Here is a 13,264-nt window from a genome sequence, read left to right as displayed (position 1 = left end):
TAGTTTTAGTCCGTCATGGAGTTTCAAATGCCACATAGAAAAAGATCAAATGTAAAGCGATATCGTAGTTCCTTTATCAAAGGGTTCGGTATTTCTGTGGCAATGGTTTTAGCTGTAGTGACAATTGTCATATTTGTGAAATCACTTTCTGCGAAGGATAATGTCACCACCAAGGAGCGGTCGAAGCAAATTGCCCTGTCTGAGGTTAAGGAGCCGGATGCCAGCAGTGAAATTGGAGGGACATATTATGGCTTGTGCAAGAAGAACAGTATACGAACAATAGAGGATTTCCGGAGAACCGTGGAACGGGATGTCATACTCTCAAACCACTTTGCTGGGTTTAACTGGGAAAACGCAAAGCTCGGAAAGCTTGACAAGGAAGCATGGACCTATGTCTCTTACCGGAGAGGCAATACAATCAAGCGTACTTCCAAGCCTGTCAGGCTTCCAGAGGGGGACGGGTACATTTCTGATGGTGTTCGTACAGTTCGTACATTTTGCTGTAACGATTATGTTATTGCCCCGCCCCCAGTTGATATCAGTATGGTTATGTCGCCAAAACCGAATGAATGTGTTGACGCTCCACCACAAAAGGCAACTAAGAGTGCGGAGCGGGTGGATGGACCTCCGCTTCAACTATCGAGCGGTGCTCCCGTAGAGGAATCTGTCGGGGCGATCCCCGAACAGCTGGAAAAGGTTACTTTCTACAACGTTCCCTATGAACATCATGATGTCCCCTACAAGGTTTACTCATCGCCGCGTCATGGGCATGTTGCTACCCCAGAACCCGGCACCATGTATCTAATGGGTGGAGGGATAGCGGTAATTGCACTCATGCGGCTTATGCGCAGGATGGGTGAAGACAAAAAACCGCTCTAATCCCTGTAGCGCTTCAAGAGATCACCAAATTCATCAATTCTTCTATCTCGCAGAAATGGCCAGATGCGTCTTACTTCTTCGCATCGATTCCTTTTAATTTCAATAATCAACAACTCCTCGTCGTCACTCCCTGCTCGCCCTAGGAACTCTCCTTGAGGTCCTACGGCAAAGCTGTTACCCCAGAATTGGATTCCTCCCCTGCCGACAGGTGATGGTTCCAAGCCAACCCTATTGGCGCAGATAACGGGAATGCCATTGGCTACGGCATGGCTACGCTGGATTGTTATCCATGCATCAATCTGGCGGTTCTTCTCTTCCTGAATATCGGTCGGATCCCACCCTATGGCTGTCGGGTAAATAAGCATTTCTGCCCCAGCAAGGGCCATCATTCTGGCTGCTTCAGGATACCATTGATCCCAGCAAACAAGCACTCCTAGGTTGCCAATAGATGTCTTGATCGGCGTGAACCCCAAATCGCCGGGAGTGAAGTAGAATTTTTCGTAAAAGCCCGGATCGTCAGGAATATGCATTTTACGGTAAATCCCAGCAATTGAGCCATCTTTATCGAGTACTACCGAGGTGTTGTGATAAAGACCAGGTGCACGGCGCTCGAAAAGCGATGTGACAATAACCACCTGCAGTTCCTCGGCGATTTTCCCAAATTCAAGAGTGGAAGGTCCTGGAATAGCCTCAGCTAGGTCAAATGCAGAAGTGTCCTCAGTCTGACAGAAGTATGGCCCACAGTGCAGTTCTTGTAAAACTACAATTTTTGCGCCTTTTTCTACGGCCTTTCGAATCAATGATATGCTTTTGTTAATGTTTTCAGACCGGTCATTGCTGCAGCTTTGCTGAACTATGCCAACAACAAGTTTTTGATTCATAAAAAACTCCTTCCGGGAAAACTCTAGTTTTAAAGCGCTTACATTCTTAAGCCTTGCAAAGTGTGCCTTTTGGCATCTGCATAGTGACACAATGAAGCGAGCCGTGTTGATAAATCAGCGGTAAACAGTCTATTCCGATGATTTTCCTGTCAGGGAATGCCTGACGAATTATATCAAGTGCCACCTCATCGGATAAATCACGATAAGTTGGAACCAGTACCGTGTCATTAATAATCAGGAAGTTGGCGTAAGTAGCAGGAAGCCGCTCGCCATCTTCATCATATTTTGCATTTGGCCAGGGAAGTGGCAGTAGGCGATAAGGCCTGTTGTCACGCGTTCTGAACCCCTTAAGCTCCTCCCTCATGGCGCTAAGAGACTCGAAGTGTTCGTCATCCGGATTGTCGCAAGCTACATAAAGTATTGTGTCTTCGGAGGCAAACCGGACTAAGGTGTCGATGTGGGAATCGGTATCGTCACCGGCAAGATAGCCGTTTTCCAGCCATAAAAATCTTTCAGCTCCGAGCAGAAGCCTGAGTTTTTCTTCTATCTCTTCTCTGGAAAGATGAGGATTGCGGTTCTGGTTCATCAGACATTCTGTTGTTGTCAGAATAGTTCCTTTGCCATCACTTTCGATACTGCCTCCTTCCAGGATCAAGCCAACAGTATCCAAGGGCAAGTCGCTGAACGCCCCGGCCGCATATAAGTGGCTGGTGATACAGTTGTCGAGATATGCAGGGAATTTTAGGCCCCAGCCATTGAAACCGAAATTGAGTAGAGTCGGCTCAGCCTGATCCATTACGGTTATCGGGCCGTAATCACGTGTCCAGGTGTCATTGGTGTCAAACTCATAGAGGCGCACATTGGCCATGTTGGCTCCAGCATTAATTAGGAGCTCTTCAACTATGGTCAGCTCGGGGGTTACAATAAGAATTTTTTCTTTGCGGCTTATTAACGAGGATATTTTGCAAAAAACAGGTATTACTTCATTAAGCAATGGGCGCCAATCTGTTTCTGGGTGAGGCCAAGCGATCAGAACTCCATCTTGCTTTTCCCATTCTGCGGGCATTCTCCGGACCATCGGTTGTTCCTCCTCAACTATATTCAAGAACAGAATCCTATAGAATTCGATTCAGAAATGCAAACAGACTTCATAACTTCAATAAACATAATACTTTTATGAGCATGTCAGTTTTTTTGCTGTTAGGTCCTTCTGTTAACAATAATGTGATATTATTAATTTAATTGGTGTCATGGGCTGACCGAATATAATGAGGCTTACTTTTGTACACAAAATTGTAGGTAATTATTTTTTTTTCAAGAGGTGGGCATCCTTTCCGATAGTTACAATAAAGCTACTATTTCATCTTTGTAATATATTTTGTCAAATGGAGGAGATCATGTTCGCGCAGATGAAAATAAGCACTAGATTGACGCTCAGTGCAGCTCTTAGTCTTGTATTTCTCGTGGTGGTAGGTGTGGCGGGATTCTGGGGCACGAACAAGCTTTCCTATTATCTCGAAACGGTAGGGAACCGGGAGAGCCAGCTCGTTGAGAATGCCCAGCGTTCCAGGGCGAATATCAACATGCTTCGTAGATACGAAAAGGATATGTTTATAAATCTGGGCGACAATAGCAAGGTCGAAGAATATGGCAAGAAATGGGATGACGCCCACAAATTATTTAACGAGCGCATTGACGCTATTCTCAAGCTTTCTGAGTCTCCGAAAGACAAGGAAGCTGTAGCAGCGATCAAAAAGAACATGGAGGAGTATCTCGGCGCTTTTGAGATGACTCGAGATAGCATTAAGAGCGGTTCGATCAAGAACGTCAGTGATGCCTACAAAGAAATGGAAGTATCAAAAGAAGAGATGCAAAAGGCCGAACTGATGATTGGTGAATTATCTGAATCGATCGACAAGCGAATGCAGGAAAACTTGAAGAGTGCTGAAGCCGCAGCCAAAGGAGTCAAATCTGTTCTTGCCGGTATGGTGGTCATAGCTTTTCTGGTCTCCGTCATACAGGTTTTTCTCATAATTCGCTCAATAAGGAAACCACTCGGTGAAATCCAGTTCATGGTCAATGATATTGCTCAGGGCGAGGGGGATCTTACCAAACGGCTGGCCTACACCGGCAGAGATGAACTTGGCGTTATCTGCAGCGGTTTTAATCAGTTTATGGAACGTCTCCATGAGATAATTTCCAAGGTTGCCAATAATACATCGTTGGTTGCTTCGGCATCTACGCAATTAATGTCAACCGCTGACCAGATAGCCACTGGTGCTGAGGAGGTTGCTTCCCAGGCCGGTACAGTGGCCACTGCGGCTGAACAGATGTCTGCTACCAGCGGCGACATTGCCCAAAACTGTCAAATGGCAGCTGAGGGAGGGCTCAAGGCCAGTGCAACGGCATCTTCAGGTTCAGAAGTTGTCGAAAAGACGGTGCAGGTTATGAGTCGGATTGCCGAAAGGGTAACCGACACTGCACGTTCTGTTGAGAGTCTTGGCTCGCGCTCCGACCAGATCGGTGCGATCATTGGCACTATTCAGGACATCGCCGACCAGACCAACTTGCTGGCGCTTAATGCGGCGATTGAGGCAGCCCGCGCCGGTGAACAGGGGCGAGGCTTTGCAGTAGTCGCCGACGAGGTGAGGGCACTTGCCGAAAGAACCACCAAGGCGACCAGGGAAATCGGCGAGATGATTAAGGCGATCCAGCAAGAGACCAAAGGTGCTGTTGCTGCCATGGAAGAAGGAGTCATTGAAGTTGAAAATGGGACGGCCGAGGCAGCCAAGTCCGGTCATGCCCTGCAGGAGATACTTGAGCAGATCAACTCCGTAACGATGCAGGTGAACCAGGTAGCGACAGCAGCCGAAGAGCAGACGGCAACCACCAGCGAAATAAGCAACAATATTCACCAGATCACCCAGGTTGTTCAAGAGACTGCTAAAGGGGCTCAGGAATCGGCATCAGCCGCCGGGCAACTTGCTCGCACTGCTGAAGAGCTTCAGCGGCTGGTAGGGCAATTCAAACTGTAAAAGTTTAGCAAAGTCTATTTGCTCAAAATTAAAAGAGTTTATTGTTTATTTTCTAGGGGGTTTTTATGGATTTTTGGGCAGATCTGCAGGTGAAAATGAAAATAATGATTCTTGTGGTTGCCGGTTGTTTTGGCCTTGCCGCGGTAGGTTTCTTCGGCATTGCCAACATGCACAAGATGAGCCTTGATCAAGGAGAACTGGCGCAGGGTATCAAGCATGTAGCACTACTTCAGGATGTAAAGAACCATTTCCTTGCCATGCGGCTTGATCTTGTGTACATGCTGGCGCTCAAAGACCCGGCAAAGATCGATGAAAAAGCGAAGGACTTTGCGGCACAGATCGAAAGCATCAAAGGGAAACTCGCTCAGTTCGAGAAGGCCGACTTGGACACCTCAGAGAAGGAGAAGTTAAAGGCATTCCGTGAAGGTTTTGAGTCTTATGTGACTGAAGGGACCAAACTTGGAGATATGGCAAAGGCTGCACATATCTCTGGTAACGCTGCTGCCATTGAGGAGGCTTTGAAGTTCGCGACCTCAACAGTAGCTCCGATTTACACTAAACCTGCAGCGGCAGTCGCTGAACTGGTTGATTCGAATGTAAAACTAGGCGAGGAAATGTTTGCACGTGATGCTGCCAGTTACAAAAGCTCGCGTCTCATATTTATAGTTTCAATATCCATTATAGTCATTCTTGCTCTCGGCTTTGGTAACCTGATCGCAAACTCTGTCTCCCGACCGCTTCAGGCGGTATTCGAGACACTTCAGCAGGTTGCTTCCGGCAACCTCACTGCTCGGTCTGATATAAAGAGCAAGGATGAAATGGGAATGCTGGCAGAGGAAGTCAACATAACAGCTGAAAAACTGAATGAAATCATATCGATGGTGGCGAGTAATAGTGAGAAAGTTGCATCTTCTGCTACAGAACTGCATGCTACTGCCGCTGAAATGGCGAGTGGCGCCGAAGAGATGGCCGCTCAGGCAGGTACTGTTGCCACTGCAAGCGAGGAGATGTCGGCTACCAGCGGCGATATCGCCCAAAATTGCCACGCTGCTGCGGCCGGTGCCGGGCAAGCCAGCCTTGCTGCCCAGGCAGGATCTGCTGTGGTAGACACCACCGTCCAGGTCATGAGCAGGATTGCCGGTCGGGTGAATGATACAGCGCGAACTGTCGAAACCCTTGGCGCGAGGAGCGATCAGATCGGCGAGATTATCGGCACTATTCAGGACATTGCTGACCAGACCAACCTTCTGGCGCTTAATGCGGCAATTGAAGCAGCCCGCGCCGGAGAGCAGGGCCGCGGATTTGCGGTAGTTGCCGACGAAGTAAGGGCGCTTGCCGAAAGAACCACCAAGGCGACCCGAGAGATCGGAGAGATGATCAAAGCTATCCAGAGCGAGACCAAGAGCGCGGTCGCGGCTATGGAAGAGGGGGTACGCGAGGTTGAAAGCGGCACGATGGAAGCGTCTAAATCAGGTGAGGCGTTGCAATCAATCCTTGATCAGATAAACTCGGTTAATATGCAAGTTGAGCAGATTGCAACCGCTGCCGAAGAGCAAACAGCGACAACTAGTGAAATAAGTAGCAATATCCAGCAGATAAACGATGTTGTGCAGCACACGGCTCGTGGTGCCCAGGAGTCGGTTATCGCTGCAAACCAGCTTTCTTCACTGGCTGAAGAACTTTCAAGGCTGGTAAGCCAGTTCAGAGTATAGAATTTTCTCAAGTTTCATGATTTTCAGTCGAAACATTGACTAACTTATTCGAATCTATCTAATAATTATTGAAACTGAATAATCGGAGGTAACCCATGGCATATGACGTTTCTACACAGGTAGTTTCAAATGGCAGGGCTAGCAGTGATTCACTTCATATGGTCGGGTTTACCGTTGGTACCGAGGAGTTTTGCGTGGATATCCTGAAGGTTCAGGAAATTATCCGGATGGTTGAGATCACCTTGATGCCGAACTCACCTGACTTTGTCGAAGGAGTCATCAACCTGCGTGGCAAGATTATTCCGATAATCGACTTCAGAAAGCGGATGCATCTCCCTTTCAGCGATAATCTTAATGAACAAAATCGGAGGATTGTCGTGGTTTCTTTTGGGCGCATCACTGTCGGACTTGTAGTTGACAAGGTGTCACATGTTATGAAACTCTCTCCTGATCAGATATCGCCAACTCCTGATGTGATCAAGGGGTTTGAATCAGAGTGTCTCATGGGGGTCGGGCGTTCCGGCGATCGGCTGCTGATACTGCTTGACCTGGAGAAGATGTTCAAGGAAGAAGAGTTTAACCAATTGGCGGACGCTGCCTGATCCTGGTTTCGATCATTAGCTATTAATGAGAGGCGGCCTATGGTCGCCTTTCTCTTTGGAGTTCACAAATGCGTTATCCTTTAGCCGCAAATTTGCCTTTCAATAGCAGAGCCATCGAGTCATGCTTTGTCAGAGGGGTTCCGGGTGCACCTATTCCTGAAGGCAGACCTTGGTATGCAGTTGTGACAGCTAATTCCCTTGTGGTCGAAGATGTTCAAAAGAATTATTCTCTGCTCCGCACTCTTCCTGACAGTTGGGGAGTAACCGTCAGCAACAGCCTTTTTCTTGGGAGTTGGTTCGGCGAGCCGCTTTATGCAGTCAGAATTGGCAAGGATTCAACGCTTGAACCGCTTTTGTTCGCAGAACCTTTCAATGCAGTAGAGGAACGACTTGATGATAGTCTCCTCACTATCGGCGGACTCAGCCAGCAGGTACTTTACTGGGATAGTATTAGCAGGCGCTGCGCCAAATGCGGAGGTGAGATGGCGTATCTTGTCGGTACCTGGGGGAAACGTTGCCTGTCCTGCTCCCATGAACGTTATCCCGCTGTGCATCCTTGCGCGATTGTCCTGATAAGAAGAGGTGATGAGTTTCTACTGATCAGAAAGCCGGAATGGGGAGAAGGGCGTTACAGCCTCGTGGCCGGTTTTCTTGACTTCGGCGAATCACTGGAAGAGTGCGCGGTTCGTGAAGTTAAAGAAGAAACAGGGGTTGACATCACTAATGTGCAATATGTCGGCAGCCAGTGCTGGCCCTTCCCCAGCCAGCTTATGGCCGGGTTTGTAGCTGATTACGCGGGGGGAGAGGTTGTTCCGGATGTTGCAGAAATTGCTGATGCCCGCTGGTTTACTCGACAGACTCTGCCGGTTTCATTCCCTCCATATCGAAGCATCGCGCGATGGATTATTGAGCGCTATGCTCTCAACCACCTTTGAATCTATTGGCATGTTGCTCAATTGTTGGACATTAAAAACAGTTAAAGTCCCGCGGGCTATACTCCGATAAACACAGATACCTCACCTAACTGAAAATTTAGTGGGCTCATGTTCCGTTTTGCCTAAAGTGTTTACGGCAGCATCGAGCTACAAGGAGGAGTGTATGAAGAAGGAATTGCGGGCTGCTTGTGTAATGTTTGCTCTTGCAGGTTTGGCAGGGTGTGGAGGCGGCGGGAGTGGAGGCGGCGGCAGTGCGACTGCACTGACAGTTGCAGGAAGCGTGAGCGTAGTTGACGCAAAGGCCGACTCGACAGTTACTGGTAAGGTAATGCCACTTGCTTTGCCAGGGGTAATTCCGACGACGGCAGCTTACTACACCGACAAAACTAACGTATATGTAGATGAACGGGCTGCTGACGCTTTGGGGACGGTTAACGAGATACTCTGCATGGTAAGTCAGACCAAGTATGACGCTATGCTGAACAAGGGACCTTACAAGGCTCTGGTAGACAAGAAGCTCTGTTCTTCCAGTAAGGGAGATGCCGCCAACAGCGGTGCTTCCAGCCAGCAACAAGGCACCTCTGCTGGCGAGGTACCTGATTATCAAACCTTCATCCTTGATGTCACCCGCGCCGATAATAATTCCCCACAAATTGCCCAGGTTTGGGTCGAACAGAGTGAGCAAGGCCAGAAGCAGATGATCCACGCCAAGTTCACTGTCTCTAAGTCAGCAGATACGACAAACCCCTATGGCGAATTCACAATGAGCTTCATTGGTTACCCGATCGTTGCTGGGGTAGAAGATACGGCAAACCCATTCATGAAAGGAACTATTGGCGCTCAAACTAACACTGCTACGGGCAAGGTGGAATTAAGTTTTTATGAAGAAGGAAATTACGGTTTTGGTGCCGAGTCGCGGGTAGCAAAGCTCAACAAGACTGATGGCAGTGGTTCTGTCAAATCAACGAATGCTAACGATGCGTTTGAATTTGATTTTGCTTTCAACGACAACTTTTTTATGCGTAAAAACAAATCAAATAATGCAGAATTTTGCATGGATAGAACCAATTTTGAAAGATCGGTATGGCGTTACGGCCTGTATGACGTTGCCAGTGGTGACCGCATCGATCGCAAAGGCGGATTTCCGGTAAAGTATTCGGCAGGCGGAACGGATTATTTCGGTTTTGTCGGTTACTGGGGAATCAATTTTTCTGAAAATGTGAACCCTGCCGATGGCGCCCAGATATTCAAGCAGGAATACGGGCCTACCACAACAGAGACCGCATATACTCTCTTCAAAAAAGACGGCAAGCTGAAGAAGCATATCAAGAAAGGCACCACACTCGGGATGATAAAAGGAATACCTCTAGACTCCTTCGAAGGGGGTACTAATAAGCGTTACGAATGGAACGGCAGCAATTTCGTTCTGAAGCAGCAGATGAACTGCAGCAACAATCAATGTTTCTGGGAAGACACCGCAAGTTCCAATCTCAATACCTCGTCCCTGCAGTTCAATGAACTCAATTTCTGGTCAGAATCGCTGGGTGGCCAAGTTCGCGTTAAATTGAGCTGCACCATGTCAGGCGACGGACCTGGTGTGCCGCCGACACAGAACTGCACTGCTCCCAACGATGCAAACAATGTTGTCTACTATGTAGAAAACGTCGTGATGCCTGGAGAAACGATACCTGCGTCGCTCGCCTGTTTTCAGAACTGCCCCAACCCGGCGACCGTAACCACCTCAAATCCATTTTTTGCAATGGGTAACATGTTTGTCGCCTCTGCACCAAGCCAGAACGTGATCACTGATAATGCAAAAAGCTACACCTTCGACAGCACGAACATGGTGCTCAAGTCTTCAGGGGCTCCAGTGGTTGCAACGACCCTTGATGCCAGCAACCAGTGGGGGGTCAACAGCGGTCCGCTCTTTGACCCGACTGATGCCACCAATCTTGATGCACTCGCCTGTAACATGCCTAATGGTATGGGCGGCACAACGGCAGCAACCTGTGGCTGGCAGACCGGTAATCTGGCTGTTTACTATACTTGGGAGACCGGCTCCAACAACTGGAACAAACTGACGGCGCTAAAGAAGAGTGATGGTACATTCGAGGCGTTCGAACAGCCTCTAAGGGTAACCTACGACAAGTCTCAGACAGGCGCAGGCCCGAACTACTCCTTGGATTACTCTGGCTTTGGCCAACTTAACGGTATTCCAGGTAAGTGTGTAAATGCAAACACCGGTGCGGATGTTACATGCACCAACAGCCGGGATGTCAGGTGGGTGCCGCAGTTCTATATCAAGCTAGGTGACAAGGTTGTCAATGGTACGACTGAATACCTGGTCAAGCCTCTGGACGTATCACAGAGGATGATAGGCGTTGCTCTAACGAACTGCACTGGGGCAGGGCTGGCTTATACCTCTTATACCCTTCCGGCTTCAATAGTCGCAGCTGGTTGGGTCGATCCGGCATTGGGGCTCAGGAATGCAACTACAACCCGGCAGAATGCCGTTAAGGCTGCACCTGCGGTCATAGGAGGAGTGCTGCAGTAAACGATAACGAATTGTTAGAATGCACAGGCGGGGCTTTTTGCTTCGCCTGTGTTTTTCGTTACTACTGATGATCTTTTGTGCGTTGTTGTTTTAGAATCTCCTCCTGCATCTGTTTCATCCCTTGCTCTCTAGCTTTCTGCATTTGTTGGTATTCTCGTCGTCGGGCTTCTATCCCCTGGCGCTTCCCTTCCTTTTCAGATTGTTTTCTTAGTCTTTCGATTTCCTGTCTGGAGATTCTTTTCTTTTTATACTTTAACGCTGAGTGTGGTTTTGCATTTTTCTTCTCAGGTGCTGGCGGCGGCGAGGGGAGCTGTTTACCGTTAATTGCCTCGCACTCGACCGAGGTGAATGCAACAAGAATGATGCATGGCAGGATTTGCTTCATAATTGCTCCTTCTGAGATTCTCATTCAGAATAATGTATCGTTAGATGTTGCATTTTCAAGCAGCCGCACTTTCCAAACTCATTTAGCATGGATATACTTACGCTATGGATACTAAATCCCTCATCCCCGAATTTCCTGTTGACAGGCCTCTTGAGCTTTCTGATAAGTCTCTTCTTGACCGGTTATTTACTGATCTTCAACCACAGGTGTCTGAATTGACATTCGCCGGGCTTTATCTCTTTAGAATAGCGCATGACTATCGTCTGACCATGATTGACGAATCTTTGGTCATTCTAGGAAAGGGGTATGATGGAGAGCCCCGTTTTCTGCCGCCTATGTCTGGAGATATAAGAGGTGCACTCCAGGTTCTGTTCGATGCAGGAATGACCCTTTACGGTGCTGACGACGCTTTTGTTGAGCGCTATCTTCAGGATGAAGGGCTTCTGGTTTCCGAAGACCGTGATGCCTTCGATTACCTTTACCTTAGGAGCGATCTGGCGGAGTTGCCCGGGAATCGGTACCACAAGAAGAAAAACCGGATAAACTACTTTACCAGTCGCCATGATTACCTTGTCGAAATTTTCAGGGATGAATTCATTGTAGGCTGTCTTGAACTGCTGGCAGAGTGGCAACGGGTAAGAGGTGCGGAAGCATCTCGCTCTTCGCTACTGGAAGTGGATGCCACTGCTGAGGCTTTGAGGCTGGCCGGGCAACTGGGGCTTGAAGGGGTGGTGGTACTTGCTGACGGCAGATTAAGAGCCTTTGCCCTGGGGGAGCGTTTAAATACAACAACTTCAGTTTGCCACTTTGAAAAATCCGATCCGTTCATGGAAGGGGTGTCACAACTTGTAGACAGGGAATTCAACAGGTTGCTGTTTACCGACTGCAGTTATGTCAACCGGGAACAAGACCTTGGGGAGCCCGGTTTGAGGGGAGCAAAGCTCTCGTATCATCCGGTAGGATTTGTCAGGAAATACCGAGCAGATAGGCAACTTACGCAAAGAAAAACGCTGTATTGACATTTAATGATATATAAGTGATAGTTAATATGCTTATTTTAAAGTAGCGGCCAGAGTTTCCAATCCAGTTATCGTTAGATTTTAAAGTGGCCCAAGAGGGTACAGAACATGAAAACTCTCTACTTGATGGTTTTAGTGGTTGCGCTGGTCCTTGTTTGCTGCCCTCTTTGCTTGGCGGCCGGGCCGGAGTATGTTGGTATCGTTAAGTCTCTACACGGTGATGTTGTAGTTTTGAGAGATAACTCCTCTGTCAAGGCAGATGGAAACATGAAACTTCGGCAAGGCGATCATATCAAGACTGGAGTTAATGGAAAGGCAGGCTTGATATTCGAGGACGACACGGTTATCGCAATCGGACCGAATAGCAGTATTGTCATAGACAGGTTTCTGTTTCAGCCGAACGAAAAAAAATTGTCGTTCATTGCAAGGATAATCCAGGGAACGGCATCATATCTGTCAGGACAGATAGCAAAACTGGCACCTAACAGTGTACGTCTTGAGACACCGCACGCGACTGTCGGTATGCGGGGAACACACCTTCTGGTTAAAGTTGATTGATGGTGGCTGCAGGCCCTGATCCGAGAATGGTTGAGCACCGCTACCATGGAGGATATGCCTTTGCGTTACTACATCCAGATCCCTCTGATAATCATCCTGCTTCTTGTTATCGCCGGTTGTGCTAATAATGGTACCTTGGTGGTCCTGGCTCCTGATTCGGACGGAAAGACTGGTGCTGTCACTGTTTCGAATCAGGCCGGAACGGTTGATATTGATTCTCCCAACCAGGTAACTTTTGTGACTAACAGCCAAAAGTCGCCAACTCCTCCTGCAAGTATAAGCAAAGACACCCTTATCGCTTTGTTTTCTGAAGCCCTTTCTATCGAGCCTAAACCCCCAGTGCATTATCTCCTCTACTTTGAGAAAGACCTTATTCTTACTTTGGAGTCAGCCAGGTTGTTCCCTGAGATTTTGCAGGCTATAAGTGACCGCGCATCAAGCGACATCTCTGTTGTCGGGCATACGGATTCTGTCGGCAGCAGGGAATATAACCTGACTCTTTCGAGAAACAGGGCGAATTCTGTAAGGGACAAACTGGTTGATAAGGGAGTTGCTGCCAATCATATTAAAACAACTTCTCATGGCAAGGAAAACCCCCTGATAAAGACTGAAGACAATGTTAACGAACCCAGGAATCGCAGGGTAGAAGTGGTAATAAGATAGCGAACTTAATGTGAAAAAAAGCCCTCAGCCTAATTACTCAA

At 48.1% G+C, this 13,264-nt stretch carries 12 protein-coding genes; 9 read left to right on the top strand and 3 right to left on the bottom strand.

Going from position 1 to position 13,264, the window contains the following annotated elements; genetic code table 11:
- The first annotated feature begins 27 nt into the window (after positions 1-27).
- On the top strand, positions 28-879 hold the full coding sequence (locus KI809_RS01190; RefSeq protein WP_214169691.1) for a PEP-CTERM sorting domain-containing protein: 852 nt from the start codon (positions 28-30) through the stop codon (positions 877-879).
- Here the strand turns inward: KI809_RS01190 and KI809_RS01185 are convergent.
- Both KI809_RS01185 and KI809_RS01180 read right to left on the bottom strand, forming a co-directional pair.
- Positions 876-1,760 carry a carbon-nitrogen hydrolase gene (locus KI809_RS01185; RefSeq protein ID WP_214169690.1) on the bottom strand — a complete coding sequence of 295 codons (885 nt, stop codon included), beginning with the start codon at positions 1,758-1,760 and terminating at the stop codon, positions 876-878. The genes KI809_RS01190 and KI809_RS01185 overlap by 4 nt on opposite strands.
- A 46-nt stretch (positions 1,761-1,806) precedes the next feature.
- Positions 1,807-2,838: an agmatine deiminase family protein gene (locus KI809_RS01180; RefSeq protein WP_214169689.1), complete on the bottom strand. Its 1,032-nt coding sequence runs from the start codon at positions 2,836-2,838 to the stop codon at positions 1,807-1,809.
- Between the two features lie 331 nt (positions 2,839-3,169).
- On the opposite strand from KI809_RS01180, the gene KI809_RS01175 reads away from it, so the two are divergent.
- The 5 genes from KI809_RS01175 to KI809_RS01155 all read left to right on the top strand — a co-directional run bounded on the left by KI809_RS01175 (position 3,170) and on the right by KI809_RS01155 (position 10,598).
- Positions 3,170-4,795: a methyl-accepting chemotaxis protein gene (locus KI809_RS01175; RefSeq protein ID WP_246559099.1), complete on the top strand. Its 1,626-nt coding sequence runs from the start codon at positions 3,170-3,172 to the stop codon at positions 4,793-4,795.
- Positions 4,796-4,860: 65 nt separating this feature from the next.
- Positions 4,861-6,507 carry a methyl-accepting chemotaxis protein gene (locus KI809_RS01170; RefSeq protein ID WP_214169687.1) on the top strand — a complete coding sequence of 549 codons (1,647 nt, stop codon included), beginning with the start codon at positions 4,861-4,863 and terminating at the stop codon, positions 6,505-6,507.
- A gap of 95 nt (positions 6,508-6,602) precedes the next feature.
- Entirely contained in the window at positions 6,603-7,109 is a 507-nt protein-coding gene (locus KI809_RS01165) for a chemotaxis protein CheW (RefSeq protein WP_214169686.1), read from the top strand.
- Positions 7,110-7,177: 68 nt separating this feature from the next.
- Positions 7,178-8,044, top strand: a complete 867-nt coding sequence (nudC, locus tag KI809_RS01160; RefSeq protein WP_214169685.1) for an NAD(+) diphosphatase — start codon at positions 7,178-7,180, stop codon at positions 8,042-8,044.
- A gap of 163 nt (positions 8,045-8,207) precedes the next feature.
- Positions 8,208-10,598 (top strand): hypothetical protein, encoded by a 2,391-nt coding sequence (locus KI809_RS01155; RefSeq protein WP_214169684.1) that lies wholly within the window; start codon positions 8,208-8,210, stop codon positions 10,596-10,598.
- Between the two features lie 61 nt (positions 10,599-10,659).
- Here KI809_RS01155 and KI809_RS01150 read toward each other — a convergent pair whose 3' ends face one another.
- Positions 10,660-10,983 carry a hypothetical protein gene (locus KI809_RS01150; RefSeq protein WP_214169683.1) on the bottom strand — a complete coding sequence of 108 codons (324 nt, stop codon included), beginning with the start codon at positions 10,981-10,983 and terminating at the stop codon, positions 10,660-10,662.
- Positions 10,984-11,087: 104 nt separating this feature from the next.
- Here KI809_RS01150 and KI809_RS01145 point away from each other — a divergent pair, with 104 nt between their 5' ends.
- The 3 genes from KI809_RS01145 (at position 11,088) to KI809_RS01135 (ending at position 13,223) form a co-directional block, all read left to right on the top strand.
- Positions 11,088-12,002 carry a DUF2156 domain-containing protein gene (locus tag KI809_RS01145; RefSeq protein ID WP_214169682.1) on the top strand — a complete coding sequence of 305 codons (915 nt, stop codon included), beginning with the start codon at positions 11,088-11,090 and terminating at the stop codon, positions 12,000-12,002.
- 108 nt (positions 12,003-12,110) lie between these two features.
- A complete protein-coding gene (locus tag KI809_RS01140; protein WP_214169681.1) occupies positions 12,111-12,560 on the top strand; it encodes a FecR family protein in 450 nt (149 codons plus the stop codon).
- A gap of 54 nt (positions 12,561-12,614) precedes the next feature.
- Positions 12,615-13,223 carry an OmpA family protein gene (locus KI809_RS01135; RefSeq protein ID WP_214169680.1) on the top strand — a complete coding sequence of 203 codons (609 nt, stop codon included), beginning with the start codon at positions 12,615-12,617 and terminating at the stop codon, positions 13,221-13,223.
- Positions 13,224-13,264: the final 41 nt, after the last annotated feature.

The organism is Geoanaerobacter pelophilus, assembly GCF_018476885.1.
GTDB classification, from domain to species: Bacteria; Desulfobacterota; Desulfuromonadia; order Geobacterales; family DSM-12255; genus Geoanaerobacter; species Geoanaerobacter pelophilus.
The sequence above is the reverse complement of the archived record's forward strand: the minus strand, read 5'-3'. Positions and strand labels throughout refer to the sequence as shown.